Here is a 22,259-nt window from a genome sequence, read left to right on the forward strand (position 1 = left end):
GACCGCACCGGTGTCGCCGACCAAGGCCGCCCTGCTGGCCACCGCCGTACTCCTGACCGCACTGGGCCCGGCCCAGGACGCGCCGCAGCGCCTGCGCCTCGACGGCAGCGGTGAGTGCGCCCATCCCGGCAAGCGGCAGTTCAAGGCCCGGCCCTGGCCCCTGCAACGGGTCCTGCTGGACGAATTGTGGGAGGGCACGGACAAGGGCAAGGGCGTACGCGTGGCCGTCATCGACACCGGCGTCGACGACAGGAACCCCCAACTTGCCGGCGCCGTCGACAAAGCGGCCGGACTGGACCTGCTCACCAAGGGCAGGGGCGGCGACGCCACCACCGACGAGGTCGGCCACGGCACCAAGGTCGCCGGCATCATCGCGGCCCGGCCCCGTGAAGGGACCGGATTCGTCGGCCTGGCCCCGGACGCCACCATCATCCCGATCCGTCAGAACGACGCCGGCAGCAGCGGCGACTCCGACTCCATGGCTAGGGCCATCGACCACGCCGTGGCCCGGGGCGCCGACGTCATCAACATCTCGCAGGACACCACCAAGCCGCTGTCCGCCGGCTCCGCCCTGGCCGAGGCGGTGCGCAAGGCGATCGCGGCGGACGTCGTCGTGGTCGCCTCCGCGGGCAATGACGGCCTGGACGGCAAGGTCAAGAACACCTACCCCGCGGCCTTCGACGGCGTACTCGCCGTGGCCTCCTCGGACCGGAACAACGAACGCGCCGCCTTCTCCCAGGCCGGGGACTTCGTGGGGGTGGCCGCGCCCGGCGTCGACATCGTCTCCACGGTCCCAGGCGGCGGCCAGTGCACCGACAGCGGCACCAGCTTCTCGGCCCCCTTCGTGGCGGGCGTCGCGGCCCTGCTCAAGGAGAAGCACCCGGACTGGACCACGGCACAGATCGTCACGCGGATCGAGCAGACGGCGGAGCGCCCGGTCAACGGCCACGACGACTTCGTCGGCTGGGGCGTGGTCGATCCGGTCCGGGCCGTGCAGGAGTCCGGCCTCGCGGATCCTCCGTCGTCGCCCACGCCCGATCCCGGGGTGCCCAGGGCCGAGGCCCCGGACGTGGCCCCGTTCACCCTGGCGGAGACCCCGGCGGAACGCGACGGACGCCGCGCGGCCTACGCGCTGGGCATCACCGCGGTCCTGATCACCGTCATCACCGGTGCGGCCGTGACCCTGCGCGATCTGCGCCGGCGCCGTGGGGGAGAGCGGGGGGTCTGATGCCCCCTCGCGTCACCGGGCGGCCAGGGCGTTCCCCGGCGTCACTCGCCCGTCGCGCCGTTCCCCGGCGACGGTTCGAGGTCGAACTCGCCGTCCCTCGCGCCGAGTACGAAGGCATGCCACTCCGCCTCCGTATAGCGCAGCACGGTCTCCGGGTCGAGCGAGGACCGCATGGCCACCGCACCGTCGGGCAGATAGGCGATCTCGACCCGCTCCTCGTGTTCCTCGGTGCCCGGAGCGGAGTGCCACTCGACCCCCGAGATGTCGAGCGCGTACAGCTCGTCCCGCTCACGCTCCTTGCGCGCCTTGATCTCCTCGGGCGTCTCGCGCTCCCGGTCGGGCAGTTCAGCCATGGCGCAGCGGTGTCCTCTCACGACGTACGAACGATCCTCGGTCACAGTATTGGGCACCCCCCGAGGAGGGCGTCCGCGGCGGTGACCGGATCTCGCGGTTCTGCCGGAGATTACCCGCCCTGAACTGGCTCGTATCCGCTTTGCAGTTGGAACACCCACAGCAAGTGACTAATGTGGCTCGGGGTGCCATGCATGTGGTACCGCACGGGGGCGGCGCGGCGCTGCGACCACGCGTCGCGCAGGGAGGCAGCGGTTCTTGCCCGCCAGGACGCCTGGACATCCGTCCAGCACTTCATGAGGAGGGCACGAGACCATGAGCGTCGACTACAGCGACTCGGATCTTACGGACCTCGCGGACAAGATCCGTGACTTCCACACGGACGTGAGCAGCAGGGTGACGTCCCTCAACACCGTCGTCGACATGATCCAGGCGGGCTGGCAGGGTGCCGCGGGCAAGGAGTTCGACAGCGTCCAGCGCGGTGTGAACCAGCACCTGAAGAAGCTCCAGGACGACCTCGTCGACCTGGAGGAGGTCATGCGCATGAGCGTCAAGGGCTTCAGCTCGCACGAGCAGGAGCGCGTCTCGGAGATCCGCAAGGTGGACAACTCCTACCAGGTCACCAGCCGTATCACCGACCTCGCCTGACCGACACCGCCGCCACCCAGGAGACACCAGTGAGCGTCAGCCACGACCGCACGGCGGTCAACTTCGACACCGTCACCCAGGCCGCGCAGGACGTGCGCAAGACGGCCAGGGAGATGAGCGAGCAGCTCGAGATCCTCATGCGCAGGGTCAAGGCCGTCGCCGAGACCTGGGAGGGCGAGGCGAAGACCGCGTACTCCGAGATCCAGCGCAGCAGCAACGCGGAGATGGACCAGATGTGCCAGAAGCTGGCCCGGATCGCCCAGCTCCTCGACGAGTCGGTCATCGGCTACAAGGACACCGACCACGGCAACGCGGCCCGCTTCCGCATGCTGATGGGCTGAGCCGGGCAGAGCGGAGAACGGAGGCGGCCCGACGACGGGCCGCCTCCCCGCATGTGCGCCTGACCACATGTCGGTTGGCAAAGGCGCACATGGCACTCCGCGTATGTGATCTTTGAGTACACGCGTGCGAACGGGGGCGGCGCCGACATGACAGCGACCAGTGATGTCGACTTGGTGGAGACCGTACGACGGGCCAAGTGCGGTGAGGCATCGCCGCAGGACGTGTTCGACACGTTCCTCCGGACCCGGGTGTATTGCGAACGGCCCGAAGTGCCGGGCTTCTTGACGGTGATCGCGCCGGACTCCCCGGCAGCCGACGCCTCGCCGCGTTCCCGCATCCTCGACCTCGCCACCGCCACCGTCCCTGAACCGCCCCAGGCCCGGCTGGTGCCGGTGTTCACGTCGCTGGAACAGTTCCAGCTGTTCACGGGCGGAGGAGCCTGGTTCTCGACCACGGGCACCGACCTCCTCGGCCTTCTCCCGCCGGGCGTCGACGCGTGGCTGGACCCGGCCGCCGAGCACACCGTACGACTCGCCTCTGCCGCCGTCGCCGTGGAACCGGTGCTGCACATCTCGTACCGTCCCCGGGGCGGTGCGGCATGAGCGGCGGACAGGGGTGGCTGATCCCGCTGGGTGCGGACGGCGGCGAGTTCACGTGGGAGGTCCAGTTCCTCCAGTCGATCGCCCGGCCCCTCGAAGAGTCCACTGCGGCCGCCCGGAAGATCGCAGGCGAACGCGCGGAGCACGCGCTCGACTCCCCCTTCCAGGTCACCGAGGACCAGACCGGGACGGCCGAAGTCACCGAGGCCGTCGAGGACTTCCTCGACAGGTGGTGCCACGGTCTGGGCTGCATCGCCGACGACGCCGACGTGATCGTCTCCGCGCTGAGCGCCACGATCAACGACTTCCTCGTCACCGAGACCAAGACCCGCTACAAGGCCATGATGCTCGAACGGCAGCAGAGGTTCGAGGACGACCACCCGGTCACCGGATTCCTGGAGGACCACGGCATCGCCGAGGAACGCAAGGAGTTCCGCGCCCGTATGGAGCCGGTGGACCCGGGCAAGAAGTAGAGGCAGGAGCAGGAACACCCAGCATGACGGACAAACGGTTCCTCTTCCGCCGTATATGGATCTCCCCCACGGACACCGTCCAGGACTGGGTCCCGGGCAAACCCGCCGAGCTCGACCGGCTGATCAGGAAACTGGGCGGCGCGGCCGCACACTTCGGCGAGGGCGCCGAGCAACTGCGCAAGCTCGACACCGACCCCTGGCAGGGCGAGGCCGCCGAGGAGTTCCGCAAGACGGTCAAGAAGCTCCCCAAGGAACTCGACGGCGCGATGGACGCGTTCGTCGAGGCGGGTGTCGCGGTCCTCGCCTACCGCGAGATCCTCGACGGAGCCCAGCGCCTCACCCAGCGGATCCTCGAGCACGAGGCGCCCCTCGCCCGCGACCTCTCCCGCCAGTACGCCAAGGCCGTGGACGGCTACAACGCGGCGATCAAGGCCGGCGACACGACCCTGCCCACCCGGCCCCCCGAGACCGACCCGGGCCGCTCCGCGATGGCGGAACTGGTCGAGCGGATCAACACCGCGCAGGGCGAGGTGGCGGAGGCGGCAGGCGCCGCGAAGCGCACGCTGCACAAGGCGGCCGAGAAGGCGCCGAAACGCCCGAGCGGCTGGCAGCGCCTGACCGACGGCGCCAAGGAGGGCTGGAACGACCTCGTCGAATTCGGGCTCGCCGTCAACCCCGGCCGCCTGCTGACCGAACCGAAGGCCTACCTCCACGACGGGGCGATGGTCATCGACGGCGTCGTCGGCGCGGTCAGGGACCCGGTCGGCTTCTCGAAGGACGTCTACCAGGGCGTCTCCAACACCTGGGACGAGTTCCAGAAGGACCCGGTCCGCATGCTCGGCCACATGGCCCCGAGTGTGGCCGGGGGAGCGGCCTTCAAAGGAGCGGGCGGCCTGGCGCGCCACATGGACGGCCGCGGCCCGACCGGCCTCGGCACGGCCGGCGCCCACCTCGACGCCAGCGACCCCGGCAGCCGCAGCGACCCCGGCGGCCATGCCACCCAGCACAATCCCACCGACCCGGTCGACCTGGCCACCGGCAGGATGTACCTGCCGCAGACGGACGTGTACCTGCCCGGCGCGCTCCCTCTGCTCTTCAGACGCCGCGCTGAATCCGGCTACCGTGCGGGCCGCTGGTTCGGTCCTTCCTGGTCCTCGACGGTGGACCAGCGGCTGGAGATCGAGGCCGACCGGATCGTCTTCGTGCACGAGGACGGCCTCATCCTGGCCTACCCCCACCCGGCCGAGGGCGGCTCCGGCCTGCCGACGGAGGGCCCACGCTGGCCACTGCGAACGGCCCCCGACGGCTACACGATCACGGACCCGGCCGCCGGACGCACCTGGCACTTCTCCCGACAGGCCGACGACCACGCACTGCTGGACCACATCGAGGACCGCAACGGCAACCGGATCACGTTCGAACACGATACGGACGGCGTCCCGACGGGGGTGTCCCACAGCGGCGGCTACCGGATACGCATCACGACGGAGGCCCACCGGATCACGGCCCTCCACCTCGACGACCAGCAACTGGTCCGCTACGGCTACTCGGACGCGGGCGACCTCAGCGAGGTGATCAACTCCTCCGCCCTGCCGCTCCGGTTCACGTACGACGAGGCGGGCCGCATCACCTCCTGGACGGACACCAACGACCGCGGCTACACCTACGAGTACGACGACCGCGACCGCTGTGTCGCCGAGGGCGGCGCCGCAGGCCATATGAGCCTGCGTCTGGACTACACCGACCGGGACCCGGAGACGGGCCTGCGCACCACCACCGCCACCACCGGCACGGGCCACGTCTACCGCTACTTCGTCAACGACCTGTGCCAGGTGGTGGCCGAGACCGACCCGTTGGGCGCGACGACCCGCCACGTCCGGGACCGTCACCACCGCCTTCTGTCCCGGACGGACCTGCTCGGCCACACCACGAGCTTCCGCTACGACGAACAAGGCAACCTGACCTCGGTGATCCGCCCGGACGGCCGCGAGGCGACGGCGGAGTACAACGACTCGGGGCTCCCGGTACGGATGGTGAACCCGGACGGCACGGAGATACGCCAGACCTACGACGACCGGGGCAACCGCACCTCGGTGACCGCCGCGACGGGCCTGACGACCCGCTTCACGCACAACGCGGCGGGTCACGTCACCTCGATGACCGACCCCCTCGGCCACACCACCACGTTCCAGTACGACGACGCCGGCCTCCCCGTACGCATCACGGACCCCCTGGGCGCCGTCACGTCGTACGAACGTGACGCCTTCGGCCGTCCCGTCACGATCACCGACCCTACGGGCGCGGCGACCCGCCTGGCCTGGACCGTGGAGGGCCGCCTGGCCCGCCGCACCGCAGCCGACGGCACGACCGAGGCGTGGACGTACGACGGCGAGGGCAACTGCACCACTCACACCGACCAACTGGGCGGCACCACCCACCTCGAATACACCCACTTCGACCTGCTGACGGCCCGCACCGGCCCGGACGGAGTGCGCTACGAGTTCGAGCACGACGCGGAACTGAACCTCACGAAGGTCACCAACCCGCAGGGCCTGACCTGGACCTACACCTACGACCCCGGCGGCCGCCTTGCCACGGAAACCGACTTCGACGACCGCGTCCTGACGTACACGTACGACGCGGCGGGCCGCTTGACATCCCGCGAGAACGCACTGGGCCAGACCCTGTCGTACGAACGCGACGCCCTGGGCCAGGTGACCACCAAACGCACGCCCGACGGAGTCACCACCTACGCCTACGACACCACCGGACGACTGGCCGCAGCCACCGCCCCCGACGGCACCACCCTCACGATCGACCGGGACGCATACGGCCGAGTCCTCGCCGAAACGGTCGACGGCCGCGCGCTGTCCCACACCTACGACGACCTCGGTCGCCGCACCTCCCGTACGACCCCCACCGGTGCGACCACCACCTGGGCCTACGACGCGACGGGCCGCAGCACGGCCATGACGGCGTCGGGCCACACCATCGATTTCACCTACGACCCGGCAGGCCGGGAACTGACCCGACGCATAGACGAAACGGTCACCCTGGACCACACCTTCGATCCGCTGGGCCGCCTGACGAGCCAGTCGGTCACGGGCGGAGACGGCCGTACGGCGCAGCACCGCGCGTACACGTACCGCGCCGACGGCAACCTGACCGGCGTCGAGGACCAGCTCTCCGGCCCGCGCCGCTTCGACCTGGACTCGACCGGCCGTGTGACGGCCGTACACGCCACGAACTGGACGGAGCGCTACGCCTACGACGAGGCCGGCAACCAGACCTCCGCGTCGTGGCCGACGTCGCATCCGGGCGGCGAAGCAACCGGTTCCCGGGATTACGCGGGCACCCGCATCACCCGAGCCGGCCGCGTCCGCTACGAACACGACGCCCTCGGCCGCACCACCCTCCGCCAGAAGCCCCGCCTCTCCCGCAAGCCGGACACCTGGCACTACACCTGGGACGCGGAAGACCGCCTGACCTCGGTCACCACGCCCGACGGCACCCGCTGGCGCTACCGGTACGACCCCCTGGGCCGCCGTACGGCCAAACTACGCCTGGCCGAAGACGGCGAAACGGTCGTGGAGCAGGTCCTCTTCACCTGGGACGGCACGACCCTCTGCGAACAGACGACGACATCCCCGTCCCTCCCCGCCCCGGTCACCCTGACGTGGAACCACCGCGGCCTCCACCCCATCACCCAGACGGAACGCATCACCGCTCCTGACGAGATCGACTCCCGCTTCTTCGCCATCGTCTCCGACCTGGTCGGCACCCCCACCGAACTCGTCGACGAACGGGGCGACATAGCGTGGCGCACCCGCACCACCCTCTGGGGCACCACAACATGGCCCACCACCAGCCCGACCTACACCCCCCTACGCTTCCCCGGCCAGTACTACGACCCGGAAACGGGCCTGCACTACAACTACTTCCGCCACTACGACCCGGAATCAGCGCGGTACCTCACTCCTGACCCCCTGGGTCTGAATGCTGCCCCGAACCCCGCCACCTATGTCGAAAATCCGCACAGCAGAACCGACTCTGTTGGCCTGGCCCCCGATTATGTCGCCGTAGATACGAACCCTGTTACCGATGCCCTCAATGGGATACGAACTGCCGAAGTGGATTCGGCCCTGAATGGCCGGTCACCCGTTCTGTCACCACAGGCGTTCCGTGAACTGCTCGAAGGTGGCCACACGTCAGAGGGGGTCAATGCCTGGCTGATGGAACGGCAAGGTCGAATGGGTCCTGACGCCACCCCCGAAGGAGTGGATGATATTCAGACCAGACTCAAGGCGATGTGGAGAGGTAAATCTTTTAATCCCATGATACAAGATCATGATGCCATGGTCTTGCACTCCGCCGTACAGGAAGGTCTGTCGATCATCACCAACGATGTAAGGTTTTATCGAAACGCAGAGCGGCTCGGGTATGTCACGGAACGATATTGAGTCGTGAGAGGAGCAGACGCCATGAGTGCTGATGGTGAGGAAGTCTCTCGAGGTGGAGACACTGGAATCGATCTCGACCAGATTGAAGAGCTGTGTGCGGCGGCCACCCCGGGGCCGTGGTTCGTCAGGAACTTGGATGATCAAAGTGCCATGAATCTCATAGCGGTCAGTACGGTGATGGATACGGGACGAGGGGAGAGGTGGCCTGCATTTGACCACCAGGACCTAGTCGCAGCGACATTGGTGCAGCACCCGCGTTACGTAGACTGTGCGGATGGACGCTGGGACGAGAATGCCGCGTTCATCGCCATGGCGAGAGAGGCGATTCCTCGTCTGGTCCAAGAGGTAAAACATCTACGGCGCATCATCGCGGATGAACTTTCCCCTGGTGACAGGAAATATTGATGGGAAACTCTTGCGGTTCTCACCATCAAGCTGCCGGCCTGTGGCGACGCGCCATGCGAGACGGAATTCTTTGAGTTTCCCATCAATACAAGCATGGTGACTGAGCCGGTGCGGGGAAGGCTGCAGATCTATTCGGTGGAGGAGAGAGGGGCCGGTTATGCGACGTGCATCGTTCGCTGCGTGGGAGGGGTTGCGCGCACCGGGCAACGGTTCAATGCAGTCGCCGACTCGTCCGGGAAAGAGGTGTCTATCACGCTCGATAAAATCATCCGCTATGGTCGGACGGTGGGCTTCATTGATCCACCTCATAATGCGAAGGTCGAATTTTCCGGTCCGGGTGTCATCGTCCTGACCCGAGGAGTGATCGCAGTCTCTGAGGACCTCTAGTGCGTGGCTTTCAGGTGGCGTCGAAAAGGAATTGACCACGTACCTGTACTTCGACGGCGACTGGCGAGCCGCAGTGACGCGCGATCCGCTCTCCATCGTCCCCCGCTTCGACGGCAACACGGTGTGCCTCGTGAACTACCGGGACGTGAGGGAGCGACAGCGGTTCGTCGCAGGCACGTTCGGCAGCGAGCACTGGCTGTGGGACACACCGGACGTCTTCCGCTTCACCGCGGGCAGTCGGGAACTGGCCGGAGTCGAACTCCAGATGCCGTACCTCTCCGCGTACGCGGAGATCCACGACCTGGTCCCCGTTCTGCCCGCTGTACGCCCGGGCGGGCTCCTGGCGGACGAGGAACGAGACTTCCGGCATGAGATGTGCACGGTGCTGTGCCGCGCTCCGGGGGACACGTTGCTGGTCAGCCTGCGAGACACCGACGTCCTCGACAAGCCGCTGGACGCCTGCATCGGCATCGCGCCCGACGTGGCGTTCCTTGTCCAGCGGGGCGCCGTCGTGGGCTGGAGTCTCACCGACCCCGCGCGCTACCTGACGACCCCCTACACCGCCCCGGACCCCAACCCGCCCTCGCCGGCCACCCGACGTCTGCTCACCGAGTGCCTGGACCTGATCACCGAGCCGCTGATCGACGAGGTGAGGGACCGGGCCCCGGCCGCCATAGCCCGCCTCCGCTCAGCCGACGCGGCTCTACGCGCCCACCCCGAAGACGTCCACCGGGCCAACGCCCTTCTCACGTTCATCAGCGACCTGATGGAAGACTACGGAAACTCGCCCGCAAGCGAAGCCAGTTGACCCCGGAGGCATGGATGCGCCTCACCGAGTTCGGATGATGTCTCATGCAGGCGGATGCGAAGGGATGGAGGGGTTGTTCTCGCAGCCCAGGGAGTCAACCATGACCCTGGTGGAGTGCAAAAGATGCGTAAGGTGAGTAGTTTGTGATGCACCCTCGGTGAGAGTATCCGTCAACACGCCCGCCAAGGGTGTGATGTTTCCTTGCCTGGGAGAGGTGCCGGGGATCTTGCATTTTACGTAGATTCCGAAGTGGGTAACGCCCTTGAAATCTTTTGTGACATGCAGTTTCACATCCTCGTTTGTGATCGTCACGACGCCGTCAGGCTTCTTTTTGTCGTCAAAATCGAACGGGAGGGAAGAAGGGCCGAATTCGAGCTTCAAAAACTTTCTGTCACCGGGCGTTCCGGCACTCATGGTACAGAGTTCAGATTCCCAGCGGCTTGCCTCCGGATCCCAAGGATCCATCTGCCGGTAATATTCCTCCCGAGCGCTGTGCAGGCTCACGCCACTTCTCTCGAGTTCTTCACCGCCTGCTTCCTTCTGCGCCCATTCCATTCCGGACTTTCCCAGCAATTCTGCGCAACCGTCAGTCGCGGGATTCGTTTGTTTCCCATCAGCGCCGCACGACGTAACTGTAAGGAGCAGTGCCGTCGCAATGAAGGATCTGGCTATGGTTTTCTTCACTAGTAACCTCGGACGTCCTTGGTATCGCTACGGTTGCGTCCATCGTTGTAGGAGCTTTCCGCCTTGGTCGAGAAGTCCCAGGCGTCATCTTCGGACATTCCGTGTGCGTGTGCGTAGTTCAAAAAGGGCGTCATAGCATTCTGCTGTCCGTTTGCTCTAGCTTTTTCGATCCCTTCAAGGGCTTCCTCTTTATTATCGAATTCATTTTCCTTGAGCCAGTCGAGTGTCTGGTTCGACATGTAGGTCTCGGCCGCTCCGCCGCCTACCTCGAAGGCCAGCGGGACAGCGATCGCTGCGGCCGCACGAGTCGGGATGATGAGCTCCGAGGCCACGCCCACTGTTGTGCCGATAATGGCGCCGGCGGCAAAGTCTCGCCAAGCGCCTTGCTTCTCGAGTTCTCTGTTCGCGGCCTCTTTCTGATCGGCAAATTCTTGGCCGATGGCTTCGAAGCGAGTTTGATCTAGCATGCCGTGCATCATGATGCTGTGTAGGGCAACGCGTTTTACGTCTCCCTCATCGTCCCCTTGTGAGGCCATGAGGCTGGTTCCATAGGTCTGCTGAGCGGCCGAGATGGTGTTGTACGAGTCTTCGTCGCCCGCTAGAGCACGAAGGAAGTTAGTTGTGCCGGAAGACCCGAAATCGGCAAGATGATTATTCTCGGTGCCGAATCGGGCATTGCGTCCGTTGATGTCTTGGCTTCCGCCGAAGTCGGCGGTGGAATAGTTCAAGCTGTCGATATGGCCTGCTGCCATCTTTGCCAGGCTGTCGGCAATGCCTGGTTGCTTCTCGACCGCATCGGCTGATCCATAGGTATCCACGATTTTGGACATGAGCGCGGTGCGGGCTTCCCTGGCCTCAATCTGCTCTTCGGTTTTCAGCGGCGGAATACTTGGACTCTTGTCATCGTATGAGTGCCCCAACGTTGCCGCCTCCAGGGCATGGCCGAGGCTGTCAAACCCCTTGGGCTTGCCGTTATGGTCAACAGGCCAATCCCGCGCATCCTTTCCCTGGCCGACGAAGTAGTCCCAATTGCTGATCTTGTCACCCTCCAGTTCGGTCGAGCGGTTGAAGAAGTCCAGTGATGCCTCGGGATTGTGTCCGAGTGCTTCCATGTAGCCGGCCATGGGATCCGTTCCGAGGTCTTTGCCGTCCGAGTTCAGCCTCCAGGGCATGCCCAGCCCTGAACCCCATGCTTGACCTGTGGGGATTCCTCCATCTCCGGTCAGGCGCCGTTCCGCGACAACGACAGCGGTTCCGAAGTCCTGGAGAAACTTGTTGTCGTAGACGCCATGGCGCATGAGATTGCTCATTACCTGGAATCCATGCGGCGACGTACCACGGGTCTGGATGATGTCGTCACCGGCCTTGACCATGTCCGACTTCCAGCGTGTCATCTCCGGGCTGTCCGAGTGTGTCGCGGCGGCCAGCGTCAGGCTCCAGTTCTGCTGAAGTTCCTTGATTTCCTTGGGGTGGTCCAATCCAAGTCTGGAGCCGTCACTGGAGTCACCCATATCGGCCCAGTAATCCAGATTGCCCTTGACCCCGACCTCGAGGGCGAAGCGCTCGGCGAAGTGCCGGTCGCCCCTGTTGTCCTCGAAGTACTGGTTCAGGCGGGCGATCTCCTCGGGGGAGGCGTCGTCGCCCTTGGCGACGATCTTCGCGGCAGCCTTCGCGTCCTGGGCGTCCTGTGTCCTGCCCGCCTGCTTGAGAGATTCGTAGTCCGTGCCCGAGAAGTTGTGCTGGTCCTTGCCGACCAAGGTGCGCAGTGCCCGTGCGGCGGTCGCGTCGGCCTCGTTGGCCTTGGCCAGGGCTGACTTGATCTCGCCCCGGGCCTTCGCGAAGTCGTCCCCGGAGGGGTCCGGTCCGGTGAAGTCCTTGCTGCGACGCCCCGGGTGGACGAGGTACTCGACCGAGCCGTCCGCGGTGATGTGCAGCCCCTTGCCGTGTGCGGCCTCCACGACGTCCTGAAGGGCCTTCTTCGCCGCCTTGAACTCGGCCAGGGCGTCGCGGAGGATGTTCCGGATGCTCTGAGCCTCCGTTGCCGCGTCGCAGAACTCCTTGGCGGTCTTCCTGACGAAGGGGAGAGTGACGCCGGCGTTCTCTCCCTTCCAGTCCGCCTTCCCGGCCTTCTTCAGCAGTCCCTTGGCAGCCTTCTCCTCCAGCTTCTCGAGCTTCTTGACCGTCTCGGTCCAGTCGTCGACGGCGTTCTTGAGGCTGCCCAGACGGGCGTTGAGGAGGTTCTCGAAGTTCAGCACGGCGCGGCCCTACTTGAAGTGCTTGTTGATCTGCTCGACGGACAGGTTGGTCACCAGTACCTCTTCATGCTTGGTGTGCGTCAGGACCGTGTCCTCGAGGTGGTTGTGGATGTGGGCGCACGCACTGAGAAGCGCTTCTGCCTGAGACCGCCAGGTGTCCCACGCGGCCCACATCGCCGAGCCGGTCTCGAAGCTGTCCTCGTTCAGACTGTTCGCCGCGGTGTCGGTGGTGGCACCGGCGTGGAACGCGTCCGCCTCGAAACCGTGGTGAAGCTCCTGCGCCTCGTTCCCGACAGCCTTCAGATCGGGGGACGTCACCGCGTAGTTGCTGCCGCCGGCCCCGCCGCCCCCGGACGCGGGCAACTGGTTCAGCCGCGTACTGCTCTGCTGCCGCGCGAGTGCCTCGCTGCGGGCCTGGCCCCACATCTCCTCGAATGACACGTAGGTTCCTTCGCGATGTCGCTGACGGCTGGTCGTGCGGTGACGTCCGGGTTCAGTGCTGCCGACCCTGACCGGGCCCAGTCCCGGGCGGGGGCCCGTAACTCGGTGGGTAGGGCGGAGCCGCCGGAACCGGGGTCGCGCGTCGGCGACGGGCACGGAGGGCTACGAGCAGGGCCACGGCCCCCGCCAGGACCGCGGCGGCTGCGGCGCCCAGAGCCACCCACGGAGGCTTGCCGCCCTCGTCGTCGGCCAAGTCCGCGACCGCGGGCTTCGGCTCGTCGGCGCCTGCGGATGCTGACGCCTCTGCCGACGGAGCCGCCGAAGCTGCCGCGGCCAGGTCGGGCAGGGGGTACTCGTCGGCAGGCCCGGGGTCACCCGGGTCGGTGAGAGCGATCCGGGGACGGACGACGCCGTAGCCGATGGAATCCGTACGCTCCGTGTCGCTCTCGGCCTTCCCGGCGGTGTTCAGCATGACCCTGAGAACCTGGTAATTGGTCCAGTCGGGATGCTTGGCCCAGATGAGCGCGGCAGAGGCTGACGCCAGAGCGGCCGACGCGCTGGTCCCGTTGCTTTCGCAGACTCCTGTACGTCCGGTGCAGGCGCTGATGACGTCTCCACCGGGGGCCGTGAGGTCGACCTGAGGACCGCGCTGGGATTCCTTCAACGTCTTGGCGCTCTTGTCGGTGGCCCCCACGCCCACAACGCCCGGAGTAGCCGCCGGATACTCCAGCAGATTGGACTTGTTTCCGCTGTTGCCGACGGCTGCAAAGATCAGTTTTCCCTTGTCGACGGCGTACCGCACCGCCGATGCCAACTCGGCGGTTCCGACGTTCCGTCTGCCCGGAGCGTTCGAGCTGCCCATGGAGATGTTGATGATCTGTGCTTCCGTGTCCGCCGCGTAGCGGATGGCCTGTGTCAGGACGCGTGAGTACTCCGCCTTGCCGTCGACCTTGCCGAAGTCCTCCATGGCGTAGCGCATCCGGATAGGGAGGATCTTGGCGTCCGGCGCGAGACCGTAGGAACCCAGGCCCGTACCCCGTGCTCCCGTGGCCGCGATCAACGCTGCCATGGATGTCCCATGGCCCTCGATGTCGGTGTGCTCGTCGCCGCGTTTCTCGGAGTAGTCCTTGCCGTCCAGGACTTGGCCCTTCAGGTCGGCGAGAGTGTGGTCGACGCCGGAGTCGATCACCGCGACGGTGATGCCCTTGCCGGTGCTGACCTTCCACATCTCCTCTGCGCGCATGACGTCTAGGTGCCACTGCATGTCACGAACCGATTCGGCGTGGGCGGGGGTGGCGGCGACGCCCACGAGCCACAGGCCGAGAGCAGCCGATGCAACTGAGAGAGGCCGCCGTGATCGTTTGCTGCTGGCGCGCATGTGCCTTCCTGGTGTGCTGAGGTGATCTGGGGGATCAGTCGACGACAGGCGGAACCGGACGACGGTCCCTGCGAGCCCAGGTCTCTTCCTCTTCCTCGAGGTAACCCGGACGCTCCCCCTGATCCTGCCGACGGTCCCGGCGGGAGATTGACTGAGGGGCCGAGTGCGGGCCACCGCTCACGCGACCGGTTGAACCGCGCACAGACCCGCCAGTGTCCGACTGGCGCACCAGGCCGACGCCTCCTGGCGTGAAGGGACGTGCGCCGGTGGATCCCGGCTGAGTCGGCCGGTTGGCGGCGACACCGCCCGTTCCCGTTGCAAGGCGACGTGCTCCGCCCGTACCGCTCTGCCCGGCTGCTGTACCTCCTCCGGTCGGAACCCCGGGAGCCATAGCACGGCCCATGGGCGCGTGGCTTTGTGCTGCACGCCCGTTGCCCGGATCGGCGCCGATCACGGTGCCCCGGGGGATGCCGGTAGCTGGCCTCCCTGCACCGGGCGCCACGGGACGCCCTCCGACGATCCCTGTCTCGCCGGGAACACGCAGTCGGCCTCCGGCGGGTGTTCCCTGACCCGGCAGCAGAGAAGGCCGAGAGGTTGGCGTGATCTGCTGAGGGCTGTACGAACCACGGCCAGGCAGCGTGGGCGGCACGATCACCGGCTGGGAGGTGGGCCCGGCGTCGGCACGTGAGCCGGTGACGGCTTGAGGCGGTACCGGGCTATTGGCAGCCAGGGATGGACTGTCGGGCATGCTGGCCACGCCGTCGATCTCCATGGCGGCCGGCCTTGTGGGCGTCTGGTCCGCGTGGGAAGCCGGAATGCCACCGGACGGGGCCGCATAGGTTCCGACCGGTGCTGTTGCCGGAGCGGGGGAACGTCCTCCGGGGGCATCGACGCCGGTGGAAGACGTGCTCGCTGACGAAGGGCCCCCCGACGGGGCGACGTCTCGACCCGGACCCCGCCACTCCGTCGACTCGAGGTGGTCGGCCGGCGGCGCAAACGTAGGCGGCTCCACACTGCTCACCTGCTGTGCCGAGTACTCGTACGTCTGCGCCAGCTTCCGGAGCTGCTGGACGGCCTCCGCTCGTGCCGCCTCCATGCGCTGCTGCGCCGCCGTCGCGTCGGACTGGGCCGTCTGCGCGAGCTCGCGGGCCTCGGGATCGTTGCGGGCACCCGGGTCCTGCGCGGCCGCGAGGTTCTTCCGGGCGTCGGCCAGGTCCGCCTTGGCCCGGGCCGTCTCGGAGGTGGCCGGCATCGCCGCCTTGGCCTCGGCGACCGCCTGGGCCACCGTGGCCATCCAGCGGGACGCCACTTCCGCGTACTGGCCCAGGCGGAGCGTCGCGGCCGCGCTCTGCCCGCCCCAGTCACGGAAGGCGTCTCCGGCGTCCCCTTGCCATTCGAGGCCCTTGACATACGTCATGAGGTCGTCGCCGATCCCCGTGATCGTCGAAGAGGCCTTGGCGAGTTTCGTGGCGAGGTGAGATGCGCCTTCCGAGCTCGCCGAGTCGAGAAGCGCCGCCAGCTGCTCGTGCGTCATGGACTCGAAGTCCGTGCGGGCCTGTTGCGGTGCTTTCCGGCGTGGCTGTTCGGCCATCAGTAGATCCCCTTCTCCGAGGTGGACCCGGGCGCATCGGCCGTGCCGGCGCGCCGCTCCGCATACGGATCCCGCCCCACGACGTAGTACCTCTCCGCCTCCGCGTTGACCGCCCTCATCCGCGCCCTGATGTCCGCGTCCAGGTTCTCGTAGCCCACCCGTGACGCCTGTACCGCCAGCCCCATGCCCTCGATCTGCGCGCCGAGCGCCTTGGAGAGCTGCTCCAGTTCGTCGTGGACGATGGCGTACGAGTCGTAGAGGAACTGCGCTTCCCTGAACTCCGCCGCGCCCAACTGGAGGCGGGACAGTCGGTCCTGGCCGACCCTGCCCGGTGCGGCCTCGGACTCGTCGAGTTCCCGCAGCAGTTCGTCGACGCGCTTCTTGAAGCCCTTCATCGCGCCGTGCTGGATGTCCAGCGCCATCGCCGGGTTCACACCCGACAGCGTGTCGAACGCCTTCCCCGTGTCCGGCGCGCCGCCCCCGTCCGCACTCACCTCGACTGCCTCCCCGTCACTCTCCGTTTCCGTCGATCACCCTAATGCCGTTGCGGAAGCAAGCCCACTTGAATCAGCGGCGTACCGCGCTTGCGCGAGACGAACACGCCACGTCCGGGGGGCATGGGCCGGGCCCGTACGTTGCCGAGGATGTCGCCCTCGCTCGGATCGCCCGACAGGACCACCCCCTGGGCACCGAGTTCCTTCATGCGCTGCATGAACGACTCGAACATCGCCCGGGACGCCCCGGCCGAGCTGCGCGCGATGACGAACCTCACGCCCACGTCCCGCGCGAAGGGCAGGTGCTCCACCAGCGGGGAGAGCGGGTTGCCGGAGCTGGTGGCGACCAGTTCGTGGTCGTCGACGACGACGAACAGCTGGGGGCCGCTCCACCAGCTGCGGTCCCGCAGCTGCTGCGGTGTGATGTCCGGCCTGGGCGCCCGCTTCTCCATGAACTGCCGTACGGCGTCCATGTGTACCTGCATCGCCGACGCCATGGGGGCGTACTCCAGCAGGTGGCTCTCCGGCACCGCCTCCAGCATGGTGCGCCGGTAGTCGCCGACCACGATCCTGGCCTCGTCCGGGGTGTACCGCTCCGCGATCTGTTTGGCGATCAGGCGTAGCAGATTGGTCTTGCCCGACTCGCTCTCGCCGAAGACGAGGAAGAAGGGGTCGGTGTCGAAGTCGACGAACACCGGCTCCAGACCGGCCTCGTCGATGCCGATCGCGATGCCGCGCTGCGGGAACTCGAAGCCCTTGGGCAACTGGTCGGCGGGGAGTTTGCGGGGGAGCAGACGGACCGTGGGCGCGGGCGGACCCTGCCAGTTCTCCCTGACCGACCGGACCAGCCGGGCCGTGGCGTCGGACAGGTCGTCCGGGGTGGAGGAGGCGTCGATCCGGGGCATCGCCGCCATGAAGTGCAACTTGGCGGGAACCTGACCCCGGCCCGGCACCCCCGTCGGCACGTTCAGGGCGACCTTGCGGTCGAACTCGGAGTCCATGGCGTCGCCGAGGCGCAGCTCCAGCCGGCCAAGGATCTGGTCCTTGAGGACCGCACGCACCTCCATGTAGCGCGAGGCGGAGAGGACCACATGGATCCCGTGGCCCAGACCACGGGCGGCGATGTCGTTGACGACGCCTTCGAGGCCCTCGTAGTCGTTGCGGAAGTTGCCCCAGCCGTCGACGACGAGGAAGACGTCGCCCCACGGCTCGCCGGGCAGGTCGCCGGCGGCGCGGCGCCGGCGGTAGGTGGCGACCGAGTCGATGGCGTGCGCCCGGAAGAACTGCTCGCGGCGGTTGAGGATGCCGGCGACCTCGGCGACCGTACGCCGTACGCGCTCGGGGTCGAGACGGGAGGCGACGCCGCCCACGTGCGGCAGGTCGGCCACCGCCGACAGGCCGCCACCGCCGAAGTCCAGGGCGTAGAACTGCACTTCGTGCGGTGTGTGGGTGAGCGCGAAGGAGGCGATCAGGGTACGCAACAGGGTCGACTTGCCCGACTGGGGGCCGCCGACCACCAGCATGTGGCCCGCCGCGGCGGAGAAGTCCTGGTACAGGATCTCCCGCTTCTGCTCGAAGGGCTTGTCGACCAGCCCGAGCGGCACGGTCAGAGCGCCCGGCACCGCGAACTCCGGCGGGTGGACGCCCCGTTCGGCGGAGACCGACAGCGCGGGCAGCAGTTCGTCCAGCGACGGGGCCCGGTCCAGCGGCGGCAGCCACACCTGGTGCGCGGGCACTCCCTGCCCCTCGAGCCGCTGTACGACGACGTCCAGGACGGTGTCGGCCAGCGCGTCGTCCTCCTGTCGGTGGTCGGGGCCCGGCACCCGTGCCGGATCCGGCGCCGCGTACGTCACCGGCACCGGGGCCGCGGTGAACAGGGCCGGCCGGCGCTCGACGGGCAGCCCGGTCCCGCGGCCGGTGTCCTGGCCGCCCGCGCGGTACGTCCCCGACACGTACGCCGCCTTGAACCGCACCATCTCGTCCGTGCCGCTCTTCAGATACCCCGAACCGGGCACGGAGGGCAGGTGATAGGCGTCCGGCACGCCGATCGCGGCGCGGGACTCGGCGGCGGAGAACGTCCGCAGACCGATCCGGTACGACAGATAGGTGTCCAGTCCGCGCAGCCGGCCCTCCTCCAGCCGCTGCGAGGCCAGCAGCAGATGCACGCCGAGCGAACGGCCGATGCGCCCGATCTGGATGAACATGTCGATGAAGTCGGGCTTCGCGGTGAGGAGTTCGCTGAACTCGTCGATCACGATCACCAGCGAGGCCAGCGGCTCCAGTGGGACCCCGGCCGCGCGAGCCTTCTCGTAGTCGTGGATGTTCGCGTAGTTGCCGGCCGCGCGCAGCAGCTCCTGGCGGCGCTGCAGTTCACCGCGGATCGCGTCGCCCATGCGGTCGACCAGGGTCAGATCGTCCGCGAGGTTGGTGATCACGGCCGCCACGTGCGGCATCCGGGACATGCCCGCGAAGGTGGCGCCGCCCTTGAAGTCGGCCAGGACGAAGTTCAGCGTCTCGGAGGAGTGGGTGACCGCCAGCCCGAGTACCAGGGTGCGCAGCAGTTCGGACTTGCCGGAACCGGTCGCGCCCACGCACAGGCCGTGCGGGCCCATGCCGTCCTGGGCGGCCTCCTTGAGGTCCAGCATCACGGGCCGGCCGTCCTCGCCGACGCCGATCGGCACCCGCAGACGCTCCGGGGTCGACCTCGGCCGCCAGGTCCGCGCGACGTCCACCGCCGCCGCGTCCCCCAGGCCGAGCAGCTCGGTGAAGTCCAGGTTGGCGAGGAGGGGTTCGTCGTCGTCCCCGCCGCCCAGCCGCAGCGGCGCCAGCTGCCGCGCGAGTGCCTCGGCGGCGGGCAGGGACAGCACGTCGGGCTCACCCTCGTAGGCGATCCCGGAACCCGAGTCGAGCCACAGCCGGTCCGGCCGTACGACGACCGACAGGTCACCGCGGGGCTGTTCCAGCTCACCGGGGACGACCTCGACGATCGTCACCCCCTGCAAGCCCTCCGCGGCCGCGAAGGCCGAGGCCGGCGGGACAATGCCGCCGTCGAGGACGATCAGCAGGTGCGGCTGGTCCAGGTGCGGCCTGCCGTCCCGGCTGAACCGGGGGCGGCCCTCAAGCCGGTCCGCCAGCAGCTGTTCCAGCTCGCCGAGGTCGTCCCCGAAGAGACGACGGGTGCCGGCCCCGTCGTACGACCCCGGCAGCTGGCTGTGCGGAAGCCACTTCGTCCAGTCCCACCGGTCCACGGCACCCGGCGCGGTCACCACGGCAACGACCAGGTCGTCGGGGGAGTGCAGCGTGACGGCCTGCGCGACCAGCGCGCGGGCCGCAGCCCGCGCGCTGTCCGGATCGCCGGACACCGTCATGTGGTAGAAGGCGCGCAGCGACACCGCGACCGGGAGGCCGTCCAACTGGCTGTGCACGGCGAGGAAACGCTGCATGGCGCCGGCGCACAACGGCTCCAGCTCGTCGACCGGCGCGGTCTGCGGAGCGGACAGCGGCGTCGCCAGCCGCTGCGGGCCCAGACCGAGCCGCACCTGCCCGAAGTCGGCGTCCCCCACCCGCCGTTCCCACACCCGGCCGCCCTCGGCGACCACCGCCCACAGTTGCTCGGGCGCGGGGTGCAGATACAGCTGGGCGTCCCGCTGGCGATGCGCGGTCCCGCGGACCTTGCGGCGCGTCTGCGCGAGATAACGCAGGTAGTCGCGGCGCACATCGGCCATGTGCCCCTGTGTACCGCGGCGGTAGCGCACGATCTGGGCGATCACCATCGCCGCCGTCGACACCAGCATGACCACGCCCATGATCCGCATGAACGGATGAGCGTTGGGGGAGGCGAAGTAGAACACCACCGACGAGCCCATGCCCAGCGTCGGCAGCACCTGCATCAGCATGCCCTCCTGCTGCCCGCGCGGCAGTTCGGGAGGATTCTCCAGCCGCAGCTCGTCCGAGGGCACTTCGGGCGGCAGGGTGCGAGGCGGGCGCTTGATGACGATCTGGCTCACCGGAGCATCAATCCCCCTGTGCGGACGCTCGGTTGCACACCGCACCCCCGTGGTGACGGTCGTCCTCCACACGGCGGCGATCCTACGTGCCATGAGCGACACGACGTGTCGGTAGGGTTGCGCAGCGCAGTGTACGCATCCGCGAACAGGGGGTCATTCACAGTGAGTACGACCACGGCGACGGGGTTCTGCCGAGTCACGGTGGTGGCGCCCGACAGCCGGATCGACGTGGCACTCCCGGTGGACATCCCCGTCGCCGACGTCCATCCGGAGATCCTGCGGCTGACGGGCCAGACCCAGCCGGCCGGCACCCCGACGGGGTACCACCTGGTACGCCGGGACGGCAGGGTCCTGGACGGCGCCCGCACACTCGCCGACGAGCGGATCCTCGACGGCGACGTCCTGAGCCTGCGGCCGTTCGCCCGGTCGCTGCCGCCCGCCGTCCACGACGACGTACCGGACGCCGTCGCCTCCGCGGTCGTCCGCGACCGGCACCTGTGGAGCGACGACCTGCTGCGCGCGGCGGGGCTGACCGCGGGCGCCCTGCTCCTGCTGCTGCTCGCCTTCCTCCTGTGGTCCGCCGACCCCGTACGGCACGACATGCACGGCCTGCCCGGAGTGATCGCCGGAGGCGTCGGGCTCCTGCTCCTCGCGTTCGCGGGTATCCGCGCGCGGGTCCACGACGACCGGGTCCCGGCCGTCGCGCTGGGCCTGGGCGCCCTGCCCCTGCTGCTCGTCGCCGGATCCGGGATCATCGCGGCTCCGGACGGACAGGGGCCGGGCAGACTGCAGTTCATGCTGGGCTGCGCGGCCGTACTGGTGGCGTCGGTGACCCTCCTCGCGCTCGCCCCCGGATCGGACGCCCCCTTCGTGGCCGCCACGTTCGTCGCGGCGGTGGGCACCCTGGCCACCTTCCTCGTCATCGTCACCGGGTCGTCCGCGAGCGACGCCGCCGCCGTGTGCGCCCCCTGCGCGATCGGTCTGGTCGCGTTCCTGCCGGGCCTGTCCGCACGCTTCGCGCGGCTGCCCATCGGCTACGCGGCCCCGCGTTCCGCCCTCGCCGACGAATTCGACCCCGACCCGTCCCAGGCACCGGACGCCGAGGCCCTCGACGCCGAACGCATCGCCGCCCAGGCCCGGCGCGGCCACGAACTCCTCCTGGGCCTCGTCGGCGGCACCTCCGCCGCCGTCGTCGCGTCCGCCGCGGTCCTGGGCTTCTCGGACGATGTGTGGGGGCGGCTGCTGGCACTCGCCGCCGGGCTGGCCATGCTGATCCGTGCCCGTCTGTTCCGCTACACCTCGCAGGTCGTCTGCGCCCTGGCCGCCGGCCTCGGCGCCGTCGCCGCCCTGCTGCTCGGACTCGTACTCAACCCGCCGGCCGAGGCCCTGACCGAGTTCGTCCTGCACGGTGACCGGGGAGCGCTCGACGTCCGTACGGTCTGGCTGTCGGCGGCCGTCGTCGCCGGGACGGTGCTGAGCACCGCCATCGGCCTGGTCGTCCCCCGCAGGGGGCTCTCCCCGTTCTGGGGCCGCTTCCTCGACCTCGCCGAGTCGGCCGTCCTGCTCACCCTGGTGCCGCTGTGCCTGGCGGCGCTGGGCGTCCTCACCGCCGTACGGGCCATGACCGGGTGAGACGGGCGGTGGCCGGACGTCAGCCGCCGCCCTGGTACCCTGGCTGACGGCCGTATGTGTACGCACCCCCGGAGAT

At 68.2% G+C, this 22,259-nt stretch carries 18 protein-coding genes; 10 read left to right on the plus strand and 8 right to left on the minus strand.

All coding sequences use genetic code 11. From position 1 onward, the window contains the following. Positions 1-10 precede the first annotated feature (10 nt). Positions 11-1,228, plus strand: coding sequence for a type VII secretion-associated serine protease mycosin (gene mycP / locus IF28_RS0110540; RefSeq protein WP_030216858.1), 1,218 nt, complete (start codon positions 11-13; stop codon positions 1,226-1,228). Between the two features lie 41 nt (positions 1,229-1,269). On the opposite strand, the gene IF28_RS0110545 is transcribed toward mycP (IF28_RS0110540), so the two are convergent. Continuing rightward, complete coding sequence (locus IF28_RS0110545; RefSeq protein WP_030216859.1) at positions 1,270-1,581, minus strand: DUF397 domain-containing protein; 312 nt, start codon at positions 1,579-1,581, stop codon at positions 1,270-1,272. Positions 1,582-1,894: 313 nt separating this feature from the next. Between IF28_RS0110545 and IF28_RS0110550 the strand changes: the two genes are divergently transcribed. The 8 genes from IF28_RS0110550 to IF28_RS0110575 all read left to right on the plus strand — a co-directional run bounded on the left by IF28_RS0110550 (position 1,895) and on the right by IF28_RS0110575 (position 9,701). Further along, positions 1,895-2,227, plus strand: a complete 333-nt coding sequence (locus IF28_RS0110550; protein WP_030216860.1) for a WXG100 family type VII secretion target — start codon at positions 1,895-1,897, stop codon at positions 2,225-2,227. Between the two features lie 29 nt (positions 2,228-2,256). Next, positions 2,257-2,568, plus strand: coding sequence for a WXG100 family type VII secretion target (locus IF28_RS0110555; RefSeq protein WP_030216861.1), 312 nt, complete (start codon positions 2,257-2,259; stop codon positions 2,566-2,568). A gap of 147 nt (positions 2,569-2,715) precedes the next feature. Then, positions 2,716-3,171: an SseB family protein gene (locus tag IF28_RS0110560; protein WP_078621034.1), complete on the plus strand. Its 456-nt coding sequence runs from the start codon at positions 2,716-2,718 to the stop codon at positions 3,169-3,171. Further along, on the plus strand, positions 3,168-3,641 hold the full coding sequence (locus tag IF28_RS0110565) for a hypothetical protein (RefSeq protein ID WP_030216866.1): 474 nt from the start codon (positions 3,168-3,170) through the stop codon (positions 3,639-3,641). Before IF28_RS0110560 ends, IF28_RS0110565 begins: the two co-directional genes overlap by 4 nt. 23 nt (positions 3,642-3,664) lie before the next feature. Further along, positions 3,665-8,101, plus strand: a complete 4,437-nt coding sequence (locus tag IF28_RS0110570; protein ID WP_234325087.1) for a putative T7SS-secreted protein — start codon at positions 3,665-3,667, stop codon at positions 8,099-8,101. Positions 8,102-8,122: 21 nt separating this feature from the next. Continuing rightward, positions 8,123-8,506, plus strand: coding sequence for a hypothetical protein (locus tag IF28_RS37670; RefSeq protein WP_078621036.1), 384 nt, complete (start codon positions 8,123-8,125; stop codon positions 8,504-8,506). 93 nt (positions 8,507-8,599) lie between these two features. Next, a complete protein-coding gene (locus IF28_RS37675) occupies positions 8,600-8,893 on the plus strand; it encodes a hypothetical protein (protein ID WP_078621038.1) in 294 nt (97 codons plus the stop codon). Positions 8,894-8,924: 31 nt separating this feature from the next. Continuing rightward, positions 8,925-9,701 (plus strand): hypothetical protein, encoded by a 777-nt coding sequence (locus tag IF28_RS0110575; RefSeq protein WP_234325088.1) that lies wholly within the window; start codon positions 8,925-8,927, stop codon positions 9,699-9,701. 42 nt (positions 9,702-9,743) lie between these two features. Here IF28_RS0110575 and IF28_RS37680 read toward each other — a convergent pair whose 3' ends face one another. From IF28_RS37680 to IF28_RS0110605, 7 genes are read right to left on the minus strand one after another with little or no spacing between them, the layout of a single operon-like run. Beyond that, positions 9,744-10,385 carry a hypothetical protein gene (locus IF28_RS37680; RefSeq protein WP_234325094.1) on the minus strand — a complete coding sequence of 214 codons (642 nt, stop codon included), beginning with the start codon at positions 10,383-10,385 and terminating at the stop codon, positions 9,744-9,746. Next, a complete protein-coding gene (locus IF28_RS0110580) occupies positions 10,385-12,640 on the minus strand; it encodes a hypothetical protein (protein WP_030216872.1) in 2,256 nt (751 codons plus the stop codon). Before IF28_RS0110580 ends, IF28_RS37680 begins: the two co-directional genes overlap by 1 nt. Positions 12,641-12,649: 9 nt before the next feature. After that, positions 12,650-13,081 carry a hypothetical protein gene (locus IF28_RS0110585; protein WP_030216880.1) on the minus strand — a complete coding sequence of 144 codons (432 nt, stop codon included), beginning with the start codon at positions 13,079-13,081 and terminating at the stop codon, positions 12,650-12,652. A 52-nt stretch (positions 13,082-13,133) separates the two neighbouring features. Then, positions 13,134-14,459 carry a type VII secretion-associated serine protease mycosin gene (gene mycP / locus IF28_RS0110590; protein ID WP_030216883.1) on the minus strand — a complete coding sequence of 442 codons (1,326 nt, stop codon included), beginning with the start codon at positions 14,457-14,459 and terminating at the stop codon, positions 13,134-13,136. Positions 14,460-14,493: 34 nt separating this feature from the next. Further along, positions 14,494-16,050 carry a hypothetical protein gene (locus IF28_RS37685; RefSeq protein ID WP_078621040.1) on the minus strand — a complete coding sequence of 519 codons (1,557 nt, stop codon included), beginning with the start codon at positions 16,048-16,050 and terminating at the stop codon, positions 14,494-14,496. Continuing rightward, complete coding sequence (locus tag IF28_RS0110600; protein ID WP_030216890.1) at positions 16,050-16,544, minus strand: hypothetical protein; 495 nt, start codon at positions 16,542-16,544, stop codon at positions 16,050-16,052. Before IF28_RS0110600 ends, IF28_RS37685 begins: the two co-directional genes overlap by 1 nt. A 41-nt stretch (positions 16,545-16,585) precedes the next feature. Continuing rightward, positions 16,586-20,551, minus strand: coding sequence for a type VII secretion protein EccC (locus IF28_RS0110605; protein ID WP_030216893.1), 3,966 nt, complete (start codon positions 20,549-20,551; stop codon positions 16,586-16,588). Positions 20,552-20,713: 162 nt separating this feature from the next. Between IF28_RS0110605 and eccD the strand changes: the two genes are divergently transcribed. Next, complete coding sequence (gene eccD, locus IF28_RS0110610; RefSeq protein WP_030216896.1) at positions 20,714-22,183, plus strand: type VII secretion integral membrane protein EccD; 1,470 nt, start codon at positions 20,714-20,716, stop codon at positions 22,181-22,183. The last annotated feature ends 76 nt before the right edge of the window (positions 22,184-22,259 follow it).

The sequence above is a fragment of the Streptomyces sp. NRRL WC-3626 genome, assembly GCF_000718785.1.
GTDB lineage: Bacteria > Actinomycetota > Actinomycetes > Streptomycetales > Streptomycetaceae > Streptomyces > Streptomyces edwardsiae.